The sequence below is a fragment of the Nisaea sp. genome (assembly GCF_039990255.1).
Taxonomy (GTDB): domain Bacteria; phylum Pseudomonadota; class Alphaproteobacteria; order Thalassobaculales; family Thalassobaculaceae; genus Nisaea.
Genome location: NZ_JBDXGG010000018.1, coordinates 997,793 through 1,015,212 on the forward strand (window position 1 = coordinate 997,793; position 17,420 = coordinate 1,015,212).

Annotated in this window: 14 protein-coding genes; 8 read left to right on the forward strand and 6 right to left on the reverse strand. The window is 58.6% G+C overall.

Annotation, left to right across the window (positions count from 1 at the left end; genetic code table 11):
• Positions 1-90: 90 nt before the first annotated feature.
• From ABJ076_RS14950 to ABJ076_RS14965, 4 genes are all read right to left on the reverse strand, one after another.
• Positions 91-2,754 (reverse strand): TRAP transporter large permease subunit, encoded by a 2,664-nt coding sequence (locus tag ABJ076_RS14950; protein WP_348198963.1) that lies wholly within the window; start codon positions 2,752-2,754, stop codon positions 91-93.
• Positions 2,755-2,777: 23 nt separating this feature from the next.
• The gene (locus tag ABJ076_RS14955; RefSeq protein WP_348184719.1) at positions 2,778-3,836 is read right to left on the reverse strand and encodes a TRAP transporter small permease subunit; all 1,059 of its coding nucleotides are present in this window, start codon (positions 3,834-3,836) and stop codon (positions 2,778-2,780) included.
• Positions 3,837-3,910: 74 nt separating this feature from the next.
• Positions 3,911-5,017, reverse strand: a complete 1,107-nt coding sequence (locus ABJ076_RS14960; RefSeq protein ID WP_348184721.1) for a TRAP transporter substrate-binding protein — start codon at positions 5,015-5,017, stop codon at positions 3,911-3,913.
• A gap of 255 nt (positions 5,018-5,272) precedes the next feature.
• Complete coding sequence (locus tag ABJ076_RS14965; RefSeq protein WP_348184723.1) at positions 5,273-5,722, reverse strand: Lrp/AsnC family transcriptional regulator; 450 nt, start codon at positions 5,720-5,722, stop codon at positions 5,273-5,275.
• A 201-nt stretch (positions 5,723-5,923) separates the two neighbouring features.
• On the opposite strand from ABJ076_RS14965, the gene cysG reads away from it, so the two are divergent.
• The 4 genes from cysG to ABJ076_RS14985 are packed head-to-tail and all read left to right on the forward strand — an operon-like array spanning position 5,924 to position 9,867.
• Positions 5,924-7,339, forward strand: a complete 1,416-nt coding sequence (cysG, locus tag ABJ076_RS14970) for a siroheme synthase CysG (protein ID WP_348184725.1) — start codon at positions 5,924-5,926, stop codon at positions 7,337-7,339.
• 12 nt (positions 7,340-7,351) lie between these two features.
• On the forward strand, positions 7,352-7,657 hold the full coding sequence (locus ABJ076_RS14975; protein WP_348184727.1) for a DUF2849 domain-containing protein: 306 nt from the start codon (positions 7,352-7,354) through the stop codon (positions 7,655-7,657).
• A 4-nt stretch (positions 7,658-7,661) separates the two neighbouring features.
• Positions 7,662-9,317, forward strand: coding sequence for a nitrite/sulfite reductase (locus ABJ076_RS14980; protein WP_348184729.1), 1,656 nt, complete (start codon positions 7,662-7,664; stop codon positions 9,315-9,317).
• Positions 9,304-9,867, forward strand: a complete 564-nt coding sequence (locus ABJ076_RS14985) for a DUF934 domain-containing protein (RefSeq protein ID WP_348184731.1) — start codon at positions 9,304-9,306, stop codon at positions 9,865-9,867. Before ABJ076_RS14980 ends, ABJ076_RS14985 begins: the two co-directional genes overlap by 14 nt.
• Before the next feature lie 72 nt (positions 9,868-9,939).
• On the opposite strand, the gene ABJ076_RS14990 is transcribed toward ABJ076_RS14985, so the two are convergent.
• Positions 9,940-10,758, reverse strand: coding sequence for an alpha/beta hydrolase (locus ABJ076_RS14990; RefSeq protein WP_348184733.1), 819 nt, complete (start codon positions 10,756-10,758; stop codon positions 9,940-9,942).
• Between the two features lie 196 nt (positions 10,759-10,954).
• Here ABJ076_RS14990 and ABJ076_RS14995 point away from each other — a divergent pair, with 196 nt between their 5' ends.
• Positions 10,955-12,295 (forward strand): NAD(P)-dependent oxidoreductase, encoded by a 1,341-nt coding sequence (locus tag ABJ076_RS14995; RefSeq protein ID WP_348184735.1) that lies wholly within the window; start codon positions 10,955-10,957, stop codon positions 12,293-12,295.
• A 20-nt stretch (positions 12,296-12,315) separates the two neighbouring features.
• The gene (preA, locus tag ABJ076_RS15000; RefSeq protein WP_348184737.1) at positions 12,316-13,620 is read left to right on the forward strand and encodes an NAD-dependent dihydropyrimidine dehydrogenase subunit PreA; all 1,305 of its coding nucleotides are present in this window, start codon (positions 12,316-12,318) and stop codon (positions 13,618-13,620) included.
• A 70-nt stretch (positions 13,621-13,690) separates the two neighbouring features.
• Here the strand turns inward: preA and ABJ076_RS15005 are convergent, their stop codons facing one another.
• Positions 13,691-14,326: a TetR family transcriptional regulator C-terminal domain-containing protein gene (locus ABJ076_RS15005; RefSeq protein ID WP_348184739.1), complete on the reverse strand. Its 636-nt coding sequence runs from the start codon at positions 14,324-14,326 to the stop codon at positions 13,691-13,693.
• A 301-nt stretch (positions 14,327-14,627) separates the two neighbouring features.
• On the opposite strand from ABJ076_RS15005, the gene ABJ076_RS15010 reads away from it, so the two are divergent.
• Positions 14,628-15,878 carry a Zn-dependent hydrolase gene (locus ABJ076_RS15010; RefSeq protein ID WP_348184741.1) on the forward strand — a complete coding sequence of 417 codons (1,251 nt, stop codon included), beginning with the start codon at positions 14,628-14,630 and terminating at the stop codon, positions 15,876-15,878.
• A 21-nt stretch (positions 15,879-15,899) separates the two neighbouring features.
• Positions 15,900-17,354, forward strand: coding sequence for a dihydropyrimidinase (gene hydA, locus ABJ076_RS15015; protein ID WP_348184743.1), 1,455 nt, complete (start codon positions 15,900-15,902; stop codon positions 17,352-17,354).
• The last annotated feature ends 66 nt before the right edge of the window (positions 17,355-17,420 follow it).

A 17,420-nucleotide genomic window follows, 5' to 3' on the forward strand; every position in this document is an offset into this window, starting at 1 on the left:
TTGACTGCCGTGCGGTGAGACGCGCGGTATAGAAAAAGCCGGGGAACTTAACGTTCCCCGGCTTTTCGTTCGAACCCTTGCTGGGCCGAATTAGAAGTGAAGTGAGATGTCTACGTGATTGGACTGGCACGCAGCGACATCTAGGGCGGCGTCGCGCGGGAGACGGTCTTGCAAACGCAGGCCAATTGTATTGCGTATAGCAACGTCATACTCGCCCAGCTTTGTTCCGATCGATTTTACCGCCGCCTGACGCCAGGCAACTTCTTCGTCGAAAAGCGCTTTGGCCTTTTGCAATTCGCCCAATGCCTTCTCGGGGTCAGGAGTCTTGCCCTTGATTGCACGGCGAACCTTGCTGACCGCCGACCGGATGGACCCCGCTTCGACGATCCGGCCGATCTTGGACTCGACATCCTTGATCGCCTGTTCGGCTTGCTTGGGCTCGAGGTCAGTCACCGCTTTTGCCAGTGCATCAATGTCATTTGACAAGGCAGCCAGTGCATCTGCGTCCTGGATGGTTGCTCGAAGGACCTGGATCGGCTCGTATGCCGAATCTGCGGTTCTCCGATACATCAGGCGTGCCTTCTTCTCTGCGGCTAGGATTTTGCTGAAGGCCTTATGATCAGCTTCCCAGTTTGCGGGGATTTGACTCTCCAGTTCGGTCTTTTCGGCAGTCAGACGTTCGATCTTCGCCGTTGCTTTCTCGATCTGGCCTGGCTTCGCATCTTTTTGCCGATTCAGGCTGCTGATGAGCTGCTCGAGACTTTCGATTTCATCAACATGCTTGCCGATATCCCGCTGTATAGAGCGGACGGATACATGCAACGGGCGATACTCTACTGCAGCAGCCTCAATAGCGGCTGTTGCTGCAAATGCCTCGTCAAGCGCGGGGAACGCTTTTTCCGCTGAAGCGAAACTCTTATCGAGATCCTTCTGCACCGATTTAGGCAAGGCGGAAAGGTCCCAGCTCTTCGCATCGGAGATAGAGGCCTGAATTGCTTCTCCTGTTTCTGCGAAAGTCGCGAATACATAATCCTCGACACAGGCCTGCAACCGCGGGTTTTTAGGCGGCGGTGAGCTCTCCGAGGTGAGGGACATTCTGTTCGGCAGATAATTCACCAGTTGCGGCGCAATGCCGACAATGAAGAGGGCGAAAAGCTGCAGGCAGATGAACGGGATCACGCCCTTATACATCGACAGGGTCTTGACAGCGGCTGGCGCGACGCCGCGCAGATAGAACAGCGCAAATCCGAAAGGCGGTGTCAGGAACGAGGTCTGGATGTTCATGCCGATCATGACGCCGAGCCAGACAGCCGTGATGTTGGCGGAGGGATCTGCCAACAGGATCGGTGCGACGATCGGAACCACGACCACGGCGATTTCGATGAAGTCGAGGAAAAACCCGAGAATGAAGATCACGGCCATGACAATGATGAACTGGGCCCAGAACCCGCCTGGCAGGCCGGTCAGGAATTCACGTACCAGTTCCTCGCCGCCGAAGGCCCGGAAGGCCGCCGTCAGCATTGCTGCGCCGAGCAGGATGATGAAGACCAGGGCGGAGGTCTTGGCCGTCTCGACCATGACGCCGCGCAGGGTATCTTCAATGTAGTACGCGCGGACACCGCTCCAGATGATGCCGGCAAGGAACATGACGACTGCGGCAACAGCGATCACGACCGCAATTGTGTCGGCCGAAGTCTGAACGTTCCGGATATTGATCGGATGAACGCTGTTCAGCACCAGAATAACGATGAGGGACACCATTGCCAGGATGGCTGGATAGAAGGCACCTCTGCGGCCGTCGTAGAGCCGGTAACCGGCCATGACCATCGCACCGACTGCGCCGATCGCGCCAGCCTGGTTGACGGTTGCGATACCGGTGATGATCGACCCGAGAACGACGAAGATCAAAGTCAGCGGTGGAATCAGCGCGAGCAGTACGCGGGCGGCAAATTTCCGATCATACTGGCCTTCGAACGGTACTGAAGGGGCGATCTTCGGTTTCAGAAACGCGACGATCAGGATGTAGGCCATATAGAGGCCGACAAGAACGAGACCGGGCAACAAAGCGCCCATGAACATGTCGCCGGCGCTGGTAGATCCGACACCGAAGGAACTCGGCATGGAGAATTCGCCGGTGGTTTCCTTGAAGTAAGCCTTCCGGGCCATTCCTGCCTGATCTACCGCGCTCGATAGCTGATCGGCGAGGATAATCAGAACGATGGAGGGAGGGATGATCTGTCCGAGCGTTCCGGATGCGGCGATCGTCCCGGTCGCAAGTGAGTGTGAGTAATTATTCCGCAGCATGGCCGGCAGGGAAATCAGTCCCATTGCAACCACGGTCGCGCCGACAATACCTGTCGTCGCGGCCAGCAGTGCGCCAACGAAAACGACGGAGATGCCGAGACCGCCACGGATAGGGCCGAACAGCTGCGCCATCGCAACCAGAAGATCTTCCGCGATCTTCGAGCGCTGCAGCATGATGCCCATGAAGACGAAAAGGGGAATCGCTATCAGCGTGTCTCGCTCTACTTCCCAGTAGACCCCCCTGAAGTTCGTAACACCGGCCGTCAGCCAGTTGACGGGCCCGCCTTGCGCGAAATAGGCCGAGGCGTCACCGGCGAATAACTCGCCGGTGACGGCCGCAAGACCGATGGTGATGATTGCAGAGCCCGGAAGCGCGAATGCAACCGGGAAGCCGGATGCAAGCGCGCCGGCCATGAGCACGACAAGGAGGAGGAGGAATACGAGTTCCATCGGTCTGGTTCGCTCTTCAGGTCTTAATGTGCGGAGGACCCGCCGATTTCACGTCGGCCGGGTTCGTCTCGATAGTCGGCAAGGCTTTCCAGGATATAGCTGGCAAACTGGATCATCATGGTGACTGCGAAGATTCCAAGGAAGCTTGCCATCAGGTATTTGACATACATGCCAAAGCCGGACTGGGAAACTTCGAAGCTCAGCATCGGACTGTTGATGATCGCCGACTTGCTCCACATGCCGATGGTCATCACGGTGACACAAAGAGACATGCCGAGCAGAAGCGAACCCCAGATGTTAATCAACCCTCTGATGCGGGATGTCAGCGCGGCGTAGAAAACATCTACGCGGACATGGCCGTCTTCATAGAGCGTATAGGCACTGGCAAACAGGAAGAGGGCGCCATACCAGAAGCGCACGAGGTCTCCCTGAAACGCCTGCTCATAGGAGAAAATGAAGCGGCTGAGCACGATCCCAAGCTCTGCACCCACAACGAGCAGAGCGAGCCAGGTGAAACCGAGCGAGCGGGTAAAGCAGGCCACCAGTGCGCCAACCAGAACCAGCGGAATATGAACATAGGAGCCGCGAAACTGCGAACGTCCCAGTGCGGTTGCCAGCTCGTCGCCGAGTACAGCCGGAAGGAGGCCTTCAACCCGAAGGAAGGAAATAATCATGTCGGCCAGACCAACAAAGATCACGGCCCAGAAAGCGGCGCGTACGATGTAGGCCGCAATGTCCACCATGAGCTCCGAATCTTGGCGCAAGGGCCTGTCGGGTGTGCGCTTGGTATACAGAGCAGCGCCGGCGATGCAGGCAAAATAGCTCACCGCCTGGAGCCAGCCGAGAAGTTGTGCGCTTCCGTCCAGCGGTTTCTTCAAGCTGCTCGGCCCAAAGATCGCCAGATGATCGACGAGCGTTAGGAAACCAGGCCAATCCCGCCAGAAGATCAGGTAATTGTTGACGATGAACATCAGCGTGAGGGCTACGCTCGCCCAGCAGAATATGCGGGTAAAAGCGGAGACGGGCGTCTGATAGCTCGCGCCGACAGGGGCAAACCCGGTGACGTTGGTTGAGTCGGACATTTCTTGAAATCTCTTATATGACCGAGGCGAGGTTTAAAAACCCCGCCTCGGCACGCGTTAGGAAAACGCTGATTTTAGAGGCCAAGCACCCGGTTGCGCTTCTCGGAATAACCGATGTCGGCAAGCTTCAGCCAGCCGCCGGCCGCGCTGCGGGCCTTCTCGAAGCTCTCGTGAACGCGAAGCGCGAGATCGCTGTGCGCTTTCGTTTCTTCGAACACTTCCTGCGCAGCTCCACCGAACGCGTCATAGACGTCGTCGTTGAATTCCTTGACGACAACACCCTGCTCGTCGACCAGTTTACGGAGGTATTCACCGTTCTTGGCGTTGTACTCGGCCATCATCCAGTCGTTGGTCTGATGGGCAACGGCGGTGATGAGAGCCTGGTCGGCTTTGCTCAAGGTACCCCACCAGGAGGCGTTCATGCCGAGGGAGTCGTACCCGCCCGGCTCATGCATGCCCGGGAAGTAATAGTACTTGGTGGCTTCGTAGAACTTCATCGCATAATCGTTCCACGGGCCGACCCATTCCGTTGCCTCGATGGCGCCGGAAACAAGGTTTTCATAGATCTGGCCGCCCGGCAGGGAAACCGGAGAAGCGCCAAGCTTGGCCATGACGTCGCCGCCCAGGCCCGGGATACGCATCTTCAGACCCTTGAGGTCATCGGCGCTGTTGATTTCTTTGTTGAACCAACCGCCCATCTGCACACCGGTGTTACCGGCCGGAAGGCACTTGAGGCCGTATTCACCTGCCAGTTCGTCCCAGAGTTCCTGTCCGCCCATGTGGTGGATCCAGGCGCCCATTTCGCTGGCGGTAAGGCCGAACGGCACGGACGTGAAATATGCCCAAGCCGGATGCTTGCCTTTCCAGTAATAATCGGCGGCGTGATAGGCCTGCGCGTTACCGGAAGCAACTTCGTCGAACGAGTCGAACGCGCCAACGCGTTCGCCGGCGGCGAAGTATTCAACCTGGATGCGGCCGTCGGAGACATCGCCGAGGCGCTTTGCCATTAGCTGGGCATTGGTGCCAAGGCCCGGGAAATCGCGGCCCCAGGTAGAGACGATCACCATCTCGATGCGCTCTTGGGCGAGGGCCGGTTTCGGGAAGGAGGACGCTGCGGCAACGGCTGTTGCGCCGCCAACGCTCGCAAGCCCTGCCTTAGTGATAAAATCGCGACGTTTCATGATGAAGCTCCCTAGATACTTTGTTTCGTTCAACGGTGCGAATTGGATCGCAGAGTGAAGCCATAGACTACACACCATACAAGTGCCTATTCACAGCTCGCGGAAATTAGTGCGTTCGAAATCCTAATTTGGCAACCATTCTTCACGTCGATTGCCGCAATGCGGTATAAATTTGCTCAATGGCCCCTCCCTAGGGTTAGAAAATATCAATTTCCCGATTCTACATCTCGAAATATGGTCGAATCAGGGCGCGCCTCACACAGGCAATGCCGTCGTCTCTTTGATGGTTTCCATAGAGAAGCGTGAAGTGACCTCGCTCAGTGCCGTGAGTTCCACCAGTTTCTTGTAGAATAAATCGAAACTTTTCATGTCGGGCACGACGACTTTCAGCATGTAATCCACTTCACCGGCCATACGGTGAAATTCGAGAACTTCCGGCATGCCCTGGACGGTCTCGGCGAAGGATTTCAGCCAGTCGCCCGAATGTTCCCCGGTCTTGATGCTGACGAACACGGTAAGGCCGTATCCGAGCTTATCCGCATCCAGCACGGCAACCTGCCGTTTGATCAATCCTTCTGCCTGCATACGATTGATACGCTTCCAGCACGGCGACGCGGAAAGCCCGACATGACGGGCGATATCCGAGACGGAGATGCTGCTGTCTTCCTGCAGAAGCCGCAGGATCTTCCGGTCCATGTCATCCATTCTCAAACTTCCTGTTTTGTGACCGTTGCGTTCTCGTCTTGCTAGTCATGAGAACAATATTTTCTTTTTAGCGGGCTCATATTGTCCATGTGGAAAAAATAATGATATTTCAGGAGTGTTGAGAGTTCAATAGTTCTCCGATCCTGGAGACGGGGACGCGGCCGATTTTCAGATCAGGTTTCTCCAAGCGGACAGTCACTTATGAAGTATTTTCCGATATTCGCCGATCTCGCCGAGCAGCATGTGCTTCTGGTTGGGGGCAATGAAGATGCGGCTCGCAAGCTGCGCCTGTTGCTGAAAACCGAAGCGGTGGTTCGCGTCGTGTCGGCGGACCCTTATCCAGAGATCGAGGCGGAAGCCGCTGCCGGACGCATTGAACTGCATCGGCGCGGGTTCGAGGCGCGCGACCTCAACAATGTCCGGCTGGCTATCGTCGGCGATGCGGAGGCCCTGGATGTGGACCGGTTGGCGCGGCAGATCCGCGACACTGGTATCCCGACTAATGTCGTCGACCGTCCGGATCTCTCGACATTCATTATTCCCGGCATTGTGGATCGCGATCCGATTGTGGTTGCCATTGGTAGTGAGGGCACGGCACCGGTCATGGTGCGCCGCATCCGCGAGCAGATCGAGCGCTCCCTGCCGGTTCGGCTCGGCGCTTTGGCCCGGTTTGCACAGAGTTTTCGCAGTGCAGTGATGTCCGCCATCTCGGATGGCGGTGAGCGTCGGCTGTTTTGGGAGAATGTTTTTGACGGGGCCGTCGCAAAAGACGTGCTTGCCGGAAGAGAAGCTGCCGGGCGGGAAGCCATGTTGCGGCTGGTGAATGGCTCATCCCATCAGCGCGGCGGCGCATCGGGCAGTGTTGCCCTTGTTGGTGGAGGGCCGGGCGACCCGGATCTACTGACCTTGAAGGCGCTGCGTCTGATGCAGGATGCGGATGTGATCGTACATGACGCGCTGATAGGCCCGACCATGCTGGATTATGTCCGGCGGGATTCGATCCGGATCGATGTCGGCAAGCGGGCAGGGCAGCATTCGTACAGCCAGGACGATATCAACGCGCTGCTGGCCGAGCATGCCGAGGCAGGTAGCCGCGTGGTGCGGTTGAAGGGCGGGGACCCATTCATCTTCGGCCGTGGGGGTGAAGAGCTGGCCTATCTGAAAGAGCGCGGCATCGCCGTCGAAATCGTACCTGGTGTGACAGCGGCCCTTGGCGCTGCATCCGCCGCCGGTCTGCCTCTGACCCATCGTGATCACGCCAACAGGCTGACCATACTGACCGGGCATGACCGGAACGGAGTGTCCGAGTTCGACAGCCATGTTCTTGCCGACACCAAAGGTACCGTCGTCATCTATATGGGCCTCGGCGCGGCACCTCGGATCATGGAGACAGCGCTCGGCGCTGGCCGTGTCCCTTCGACGCCAGTTGCCGTTATCGAAAAGGCCACCCTGCCGGACCAACGCATTCTGAAAACAACTCTGGCCGATCTCGCCGGAATGGTTGCCGAGCGGCAGGTTTCTGCACCCGCGTTGATCGTTCTCGGTGATGTGGCCGCGCTTGCCGAAGGTGAAATTTTTGAGACCGTCGCCCCCGAGGGCCGGCGCCTCGCCGTATAGGAACTGAAGAGAATGAAAGTGACGACCAAGGTCATGACCGCCAACCGTCTGGGCGATGGCGCAGTTGTTTATCTCGCCGATGACAACGACTGGGTATTGGCGCTCGACGATGCTGAGGTCGCCGACGGAGATGAGGCAACAGCTGCCCTTGAGGCTCGTGCCGCCGCATCGGCTGCCCGGCAGGAAGTCGTGAGCACCTATCTGTTCGCCGTCTCCGTTTCCGACACCGGTATTGCACCGGTGAGCCAGCGCGAAATCATCCGCGCCGCTGGGCCGACCGTCGGCACCGACCTTCCCGCAACAACCCCACTGGTTTGACGCGATGTACAAGTATAACGAATTCGATCACGCCTTCGTTCGGGACAGAACCGAGGAGTTCCGCGATCAGGTCGCCCGCCGGATCGCCGGTGAGCTGACCGAGGACGAGTTCAAGCCGCTGCGCCTGATGAACGGCCTCTATCTGCAGCTTCATGCCTATATGCTCCGGGTCGCAATCCCCTATGGCACGCTTTCCGCCGTGCAGATGCGCCAGCTCGGCTATATCGCCCGGCGCTGGGATCGCGACTGGGGCCATTTCACCACCCGTCAGAACATCCAGTACAACTGGACCAAGCTGGACGATGTGCCGGACATTCTGGACGCGCTCGCCGACGTCGAGATGCATGCCATCCAGACCAGCGGCAACTGCATCCGTAATGTGACCGCCGATCAGTTCGCAGGCGTTGCCGCCGATGAGATCGAGGATTCCCGTGTCTGGGCCGAGATCATGCGGCAATGGTCGACGCTGCATCCGGAATTCACCTTTCTGCCGCGCAAGTTCAAGATCGCTATCACGGGCTCCGAGAACGACCGGGCTGCTGTGAAGCTGCACGATATTGGCCTGCGCATGCGCCGTAATGAGGCGGGCGAAGTCGGCTTCGAGGTGATAGTCGGCGGCGGGCAGGGGCGTACCCCCATCGTTGGTGAGACAATCCGCGAGTTTTTGCCGAAGCAGCACCTGCTCTCGTACCTTGAGGCGATCCTGCGGACCTACAACCTGATTGGCCGCAGGGACAATCTTTACAAGGCCCGGATCAAGATTCTGGTCGCCGCCGTCGGTATCGAGAAATTTGCCGAGATGGTTGAAGAGGAGTGGCTGGCGATCAAGGATAGCGCACTGACGCTGGACGCCGCGAAGATAGCGGAGATCGAACAGCATTTCGCGCCGCCGACCTACGAGACCATCGCGGAGTCGGTTGTTCCGTACGATGCCGCGCGCTTCACCGATCCGGCTTTTTCCGCCTGGACCCGGACCAATCTTTTCCCACACAAGCAGCCGGGCTACGCCATTGTCACGGTGTCTCTGAAGCCTGCGGGCGGCGTTCCGGGCGATGCCACGGCCGAGCAGATGGAAGTGCTTGCCGATCTGGCGGAGAAATATTCGCTCGGCGAGCTGCGTATCGCGCATGAGCAGAATGTCGTGCTGCCCTATGTCCGCAAGCAGGACCTGCATGTGCTCTGGCAGGCCCTCGGCGAGCATGGCCTGGCCGACGCAAATATCGGCCTGATTACGGACATCATCTCATGCCCGGGGCTCGACTATTGCAACCTTGCAAACGCCCGGGCGATTCCGATCGCTCAGCGTCTCAGCCGGCATTTCTCCGATCCGGCGCTGCAATCAGAAATCGGTCCGGTCACTCTCAATATCTCCGGTTGCATCAATGCCTGCGGGCATCACCATGTCGGCAATATCGGCATCCTCGGCGTCGATAAAAAAGGCGTCGAGCACTACCAGATTACCATCGGTGGGATCGCGGATGAGAATGCCGCCGTCGGCAAGATCCTCGGCCCGTCCTTCCCGGCTGAAGGGGTGGTGGATGCCATCGACACCCTGATCGGAACCTTCCGCAAAATCCGCACCGAAGGCGAGACCTTCATCGACACGGTGTCCCGTGTCGGCATTACCCCCTTCAAGGAGACTCTCTATGCCAATCATTAAGAATGGCCGTATCCAGGAAGATATCTGGGTTTCGCTGACGGATCGGGATTCGGCAACGCTGGGTCGGGACACGCCCGTGCTTGTCAGCCTCGATGAATGGAAGGCGGGACGCGAGACGCTGGTCGCCAATTTCGACCGGCGGGCTGTCCGGCTGGAAAATGCCGATGATGTCGAGGATATCCGTGAGGATCTGGCGGATCTCGACGCTGTGATCCTGGTGTTTCCCAAATTCAACGACGGCCGGGCCTTCTCCCAGGCCCGCCTGCTGCGGGACCGCTTCGGCTTCAAGGGCGAGATCAGGGCCACCGGACACGTCATTCAGGACCAGTTCCTGTTCCTGCAGCGCTGCGGCGTCGACGCGGTCGAGGTCGCGGACGAGAAATTGCTGGAAGCCTGGTTGCGGGCAAATCGCCGTTTCAAGGGGTATTACCAGCCGGCGCTCGATGTGATTGAAGGCACCTGTATGGACAAGGCGGAGACCGCAACATCCGGTCACGGCGGCGCATATGCACGTGTTGAGCCCGCCGTGCTGGCAAGCTGGGCTTACTAATATGGCGGGCGGCTGAAGCGCCCGTGCATACTGATGTAAATGAAAACGCCGGACGATATTCTCCGGCGTTTTCTATGTCCGGTTGGCGTAGATGAAATCGGCGAGCAGCTCCGTGATCTCTTCCGGCTGCTCAAGGCTTGGCAGGTGCGCGGCGCCGTGCATTTCATGGTGCGTACCCTTGTGCACTGTCTTTGCAATATGCCTGGACCTCTCCTGAATGAAGGGGAAGTCGAGGTCGCCGGAAATAACGAGAGTTGGCATCGATATATTGCCTAGCAGGTGATAGGCAGGCGCAGTTTCGATTTCTGCTTCCATATCCGCCTTCAGGCGGAGGGCAGTGCCGTTCATGTCGAGGAACAACCGGCGGGCATCGCCCTTGACCCGGCCCTCGGCGCCAAGCGGTCCGTCGAGCCACATACGCGCCTTAACAGCATTCAATTTATCAAGATCGCCTGACTCTTCGACTTCTGCTGCGTGCCGCATCAGGTCCCGGATTTCAGAAGGATTGGTGACTTCCGGCGCGCCGCTTATCGAAGGTGCTATGAGCGCCAGCGCGCGAAACCGTTCCGGATACTGCAGGGCGGCGTCGATTGCGACCCGTCCGCCACGGGAGCAGCCAACGAGGATTGCCGGAGAGCTGTCCGAGGTGGCGTCGATGACGGTCATCAAGTCGGATACGGCAGAAAACCGCTCAGGTCCTGTGACGGTTTTCCCAAATCCGCGCCGGTCATAGGCAATCGCCAAATGATCTGTGCCGATGCTTTCCATCTGCGCGCGCCACATTCGGCTGTCGGCGACATTTGCATGGAGAAAGACGATGGGCGGCCCGTTGCCGATGCTTTCCGCAGCGATTGAAGCGCTGCCGGACTGAACGAGGTGACTGGTCTTCATGGGGTATCAGCGCCGTTCCGCTATCTGAGTGGGCTCATCTTGAATAGATATGCTGACCCTATTCAAAATGAGCGAATTTTCCGATTTCGTTTTTTTGCTTAGAAACTGCGTCTTCGGTTTGACGGCGTCTCTAATTTTTGATCAAATAGTAAAAAAACGAGTGCAAATGCACCGTGGCTTCTGAACTGGAGAGACTATGCCGTCTGATATCCGAGGGGACAGATTGTCCCCGGCGGAGGTCGAGTCGAATTTCGCCGATCTCCACCCGTTGCTCAGCAAGCATGAAGCTGTTGTCGAGGCTGACCGCTGTTATTTCTGCCATGATGCACCCTGTGTCACGGCCTGCCCGACCGGCATCGACATCCCGCTCTTCATCCGCCAGATCCTGACCGACAATGCCTCCGGGTCGGCCAAGACGATCTTGAGCGAGAACATCCTGGGGGGCATGTGCGCCAGGGTTTGCCCGACGGAAACCCTGTGCGAGCAGGCTTGCGTTCGGGAGATAGAACAGAAGCCGGTGCGGATCGGTGAGCTGCAGCGTTATGCCACCGATCATCTGATGGAAAAGGGCACGCAGCCGTTTGAGCGCGCAGCCCCGACCGGCAAGACCATTGCCGTAGTCGGCGCCGGTCCTGCCGGTCTTTCCTGTGCACATCGTCTCGCCATGCTGGGGCATGACGTCACCATCTTCGAAGCGAAGGAGAAGGGTGGCGGGCTCAACGAGTACGGCATTGCCGCTTACAAGGCGGTCGATGAATTCGCCCAGAAAGAGCTCGACTTTGTGCTGTCCATTGGCGGCGTCGAATTGAAAAACGGAATGGCCCTGGGCCGGGATGTTACGCTCGACAGTCTGGTCGCGGATTTTGATGCTGTCTTCCTTGGCCTCGGCCTCGGGGCAACCAATGGCCTTGGCGTTGATGGAGAGGCGCTCGATGGCGTGGCCGATGCGGTCGACTTTATTGAGGACCTGCGTCAGGCGACGGCGATGGAAAAAGTCGCGGTTGGAAGCAATGTTGTTGTCATCGGCGGCGGGATGACGGCGATCGATGCGGCGGTTCAGTCGAAATTGCTCGGCGCAGACGAGGTGACATTGGTTTACCGCCGCGGGGCGGACCGAATGAATGCCAGCCCTTACGAGCAGTCTCTCGCCAAGGAAAAGGGCGTTGTGCTGCGTCATTGGGCCCGGCCGGAGAAAATCGATGCCGGACCGGACGGAAAGGTTGGTTCGATCAGTTTTGCCCGGACGAAAGACGAGGGCGGGAAGCTGACCGACACTGGCGCGCATTTCACGCTTGAAGCTGACATGGTGCTGAAAGCCATTGGCCAGACCTTTGTGCCGGTGCCGCTTCAAAGCAGTTCAGTCGAGGTGGCTCTGGAAGCCGGCCGGATCAAGGCCGGCGCAGACCGGCTCACCAGTCATCCGAAAATCTGGGCGGGGGGCGATGCGGTTGCCGGCGGTGAGGATCTCACCGTCGCGGCCGTTGAAGACGGCAAGCAAGCCGCGCTTTCCATCCATAACGCGCTGACAGGCGCGTAGGCCGGATCGGGAGAGAGATCATGGCAAATCTACAAACGAATTTCCTCGGTATCAAATCCCCCAACCCCTTCTGGCTCGCCTCGGCACCACCGACCGACCGGGAGGTCAACGTCACCCGCGCTTTCAAGGCGGGCTGGGGTGGTGTGGTCTGGAAGACGCTGGGCGAAGACCCCCATGTTGTGAACGTCAACGGCCCGCGCTATGGGGCGATCCATTCCAACGACCGCCGTCTGATCGGGCTCAACAATATCGAGTTGATCACCGACCGGCCACTGGAGGTCAATCTTCGCGAGATCAAGGCGGTAAAGAAGGCATGGCCAGACCGGGCCATCATCGTCTCGCTGATGGTGCCGTGCGAGGAGGAAGCCTGGAAGAAGATTCTGCCGCTGGTCGAGGATACCGGCGCGGACGGGATCGAGCTTAATTTCGGCTGTCCGCACGGCATGTCGGAACGCGGTATGGGGGCGGCTGTCGGTCAGGTGCCGGAATATGTCGGGATGGTCGCGCGCTGGTGCAAGCAGCACACTCGCATGCCGGTCATCGTGAAACTGACGCCGAACATCACCGATGTCCGTCAGCCTGCTCGTGCCGCAAAAAACGGCGGTGCTGATGCGGTCTCGCTGATCAACACCATCAATTCGGTGATGGGCGTCGATCTCGATGTCATGGCGCCGAGCCCGCATATTGACGGCAAGGGCACACATGGCGGCTATTGTGGCCCGGCGGTGAAACCTATCGCCCTCAGCATGGTGTCGGAGATCGCTCGCGATCCAGAGACTAGTGGTCTGCCGATCTCGGCTATCGGCGGTATTACCACCTGGCGGGATGCGGCGGAATTCATGGCGCTTGGTGCCGGTACTGTTCAGGTCTGCACCGCTGCTATGACCTACGGGTTCAAGATCGTCGAGGAGATGAAGCTCGGGCTGTCGGACTGGATGGACGAGAAGGGCTACACCTCCGTCGACCAGTTTGTCGGCATGGCGGTACCGAACGTTACTGATTGGCAGTACCTGAACCTCAATTACGTGGTGAAAGCCAAGATCAATCAGGACTCCTGCATCAAGTGCGGCCGTTGTCACATCGTCTGTGAGGACACGTCCCATCAGGCTATCTGGGCGGAAAAGGACGGGCAGCGGCATTTCGAAGTCAACGATACGGAATGCGTCGGCTGCAATCTCTGTGTCAGCGTCTGTCCGGTCGAGAATTGCATCACGATGGAGCAGCAGACCGACGGCGTGGATGCGCGCACCGGAGCGCCGATCAATCCTGAATACGGCAACTGGACGACCCATCCGAACAACCCGATGCGGGTCGCGGCTGAGTAGGGGATGCACCCTTCACCGTCATCCCGACCTGCGTCGGGATGACGGTGAAGGGAGGTTGGGGTTGTTCAGGTTAACGCGGTTTCAGACCGTTGAAGAGCACGGTGAACAGTGTTCTCTCGGCTCCTTCGAAGCGTTTGGCACGGGTGCCCGGCTCGGTGCCTTCGAGGGCATCCATCTGGGTCTCGAAATCGGCGTAATGCTGGGTCGAGGACCAGATCATGTATATCAGGTGCAGCGGGTCGACCGGGGCCATCTTGCCGTCCGCTATCCAGGTTCGGATAGCGTTTGATTTGGTTTCAACCAGATCTTTGAGCGGCCCCTTTAGCGTGTCTTCAAGCAGTGGAGCGCCTTGCAGAATTTCGTTGGCGAACAGGCGGGAGGCTTTGGGGTTTAGCCGGGCATGGGCCAGTTTGGCGGAAATATAGGCGCCGAGTTCGGAGGCTGGATCGCCTTGCGGGTCGAGTTTGGCGAACGGAGTCAACCAATCGTCCAGGGTTTCCTGCAAAACTGTTTGATACAGTTCCTGCTTGGTCGGGAAATAGTAGAGCATGTTCGGTTTGGACATGCCGGCCGCAGCAGCGATCTCGTCCAGCGTGGTGCCGCGATAGCCCGACCGGGAAAACATATCGAGCGCGGCTTTTAGAATACGCTCGCGGTTTTCCTGCTGAATTCGTGTGCGGCCGCCATTCTCAGAAGTCACAGCCATTCGTTCAATCCAGCATGTTATGAGTCTTTTTCAGGGAGGAGGGCGAAAGGAAACAGCAAGGCAGCGCGTACGTGGGGAGATACCAGAATGTCTGCATGTTTGCTGGGCAAGCGTCCTCCATGATTGCCTACACTTTAATCTTGATCAAATGGTCAATTATGTCTTTGCTTATACCCCAGAAGGGTGTGAGCACAAATGCCCTCAAATGTCGGTACCGGCAAGTCCTCGTCCCGTTATGAGAATTAGTCGATGCCGATCAAAATCGTCTCGTGAAGGGACGGAGCGAACAGGAGAGTTTGGGATGACTGAACCGGCCAGCAATATCCGGATCAACGGGCAGCGGCTGTGGGACAGCCTAATGGACATGGCGAAGATCGGGCCTGGGGTGCGCGGTGGCAACAACCGTCAGACCCTTACCGATTCTGACAAACAGGGTCGCGATCTGTTCACCAAATGGTGTGAGCACCAGGGCCTAACCATGGGCGTAGACAGCATGGGCAACATGTTCGCGCGTCGGGATGGCACGGACCCGGACGCACTCCCGGTGATGCTCGGCAGCCATTTGGATACCCAGCCGACAGGCGGTAAGTATGACGGTGTTCTTGGCGTTCTTGGCGCGCTGGAAGTAATCCGCACGCTGAACGACCTCGGCATCAAGACCAAGCATCCGATCGAAATAGTGAACTGGACCAACGAGGAGGGCACGCGTTTCGCGCCCGCGATGGTCGCTTCAGGTGTTTTCGCTGGTATTCATGCCCAGGACTGGGCCTACGACCGGACGGACGCGGATGGCCTGAGGCTCGGCGACGAACTGGAGCGCATCGGCTACAAGGGCGATGAGCCGGTCGGTAAGCGCAAGATGCATGCTTTCTTCGAGCTGCACATCGAGCAAGGTCCGATCCTCGAGGACGAGAATATTGATATCGGCGTGGTAACACACGGCCAGGGCCTGAAATGGATCCAGATCACCCTGACCGGTAAGGAAAGCCACACCGGCTCCACACCGATGCCGAAGCGCATCAATGCCGGGCTTGGTATGGCGCGCGTCACCGAACTGGTGAATGAGATCGCCCTTGCGCATGGCCCGAACGGCGTTGGTGCCATCGGCCATCTCGAACTCTACCCGAATTCCCGGAACATCATCCCGGGCCGCACTGTTTTCACCGTAGATTTCCGGCATCCGGACAAGGCGTCGCTGGAGCAGATGGATGCCAAGCTGCGGGCTGGCGCGGAGAAGATCGCAGCGGAAATCGGACTCGGTATCGAGATCGAGCAGACTGGCGGATTCGACCCGGTCACCTTCGACGAGGGCTGCGTTACAGCGGTTCGCAATGCCGCGGAAAGCCTTGGCTATACGCACCGGAACATCGTTTCCGGCGCCGGTCACGATGCCTGCTGGATCAACCGGGTTGCTCCGACATCCATGATCATGTGCCCCTGTGTCGACGGCCTCAGCCACAATGAGGACGAGGAGATCAGCAAGGAGTGGGCGACCGCAGGCGCCGATGTGCTGTTTCATGCAGTGGTCGAGGCCGCACAGATCGTCGAATAAAACCGGGAGAGGAATGAGTTCATGTCCAAAGTCATCAAAGGCGGGACCGTCGTCACCGCAGACCATAGTTTCGAAGCCGACGTTTTGATCGAAGGCGGCGTGATCGCTGCTATCGGCAAGAACCTGAAGGGCGACGAGACCATCGATGCGACCGGCTGCTACATAATGCCGGGTGGGATCGATCCGCACACGCATATGGAAATGCCTTTCATGGGCACCTATTCGGCGGACGATTTCCAGAGCGGAACCTCCGCGGCGGTTGCCGGCGGTACCACGATGGTGGTGGATTTCTGCCTACCGGTGCCGGACCAGTCCCTGATGCAGGCGCTGCAAAGCTGGGATCAGAAAAGCTCCAAGGCGGTTACGGACTATTCCTTCCACATGGCCATCACCTGGTGGTCGGAGCAGGTCTTCGACGAGATGCAACAGGTGGTGAACCGCGGCATTAATACCTTCAAGCATTTCATGGCCTATAAAGGCGCATTGATGATTGAAGACGACGAGATGTACGCCTCCTTCCGGCGCTGTGCGGATATCGGGGGCATGCCTCTGGTTCATGCCGAGAATGGCGACGTCGTTGCGCATCTGCAGGAAAAGTTGCTGGCCGAGGGTAACAACGGCCCTGAGGCACATGCCTATTCTCGTCCGCCGGAAGTCGAGGGCGAGGCCGCCAACCGTGCCATCATGATCGCTGATATGGCGAACGTGCCGCTCTACATCGTGCATGTTTCATGCGAGCAGGCACATGAGGCGATCCGCCGGGCCCGGCAGAACGGCAAGCGGGTGTTCGGTGAGCCGTTGATCCAGCATCTGGTGCTGGACGAGAGCGAATATGCGAACCCTGATTGGGACCATGCCGCGCGCCGTGTCATGTCCCCGCCATTCCGGGACAAGATGCATCAGGATGGCCTCTGGGCAGGTCTGGCAGCAGGCTCGCTGCAATGCGTGGCGACCGACCATTGTGCCTTCACCACGGACCAGAAGCGCATGGGACTGGGCGACTTTACCAAGATCCCGAATGGAACCGGCGGTCTTGAAGACCGGCTACCCGTGCTTTGGACGCGTGGCGTCAATACCGGCCGTTTGACGCCGAACGAGTTCGTTGCTGTAACATCAACAAACATCGCCAAGATTCTGAACGTGTTCCCGAAAAAGGGTGCGGTGATGGTTGGCGCGGATGCCGATCTGGTGGTCTGGGACCCGAAGGCGACAAAGACCATTTCCGCCGCGAAGCAGACCTCTGCCATCGACTATAATGTCTTTGAAGGCATCGATGTCATGGGGCTGCCGCGCTTCACCCTCAGTCGGGGTGATGTGGTGGCGACCGAGGGCAAGGTCGATGCCGCCGAAGGGCGCGGAAAATTTGTTGGCCGCGACCCGTATCCGGCCACCAACAAGGCACTTTCCAAGTGGAAGGAACTGACGGCGCCGCGCAAGGTGGTGCGGTCCGCCGCAAACATGCCGGCCGGCGTCTAGACCGGACCAGAAGATACCGGATAAAGCAGAAGCGGACCGCCGACAGGGGTCGGACGGTCCGCCGAT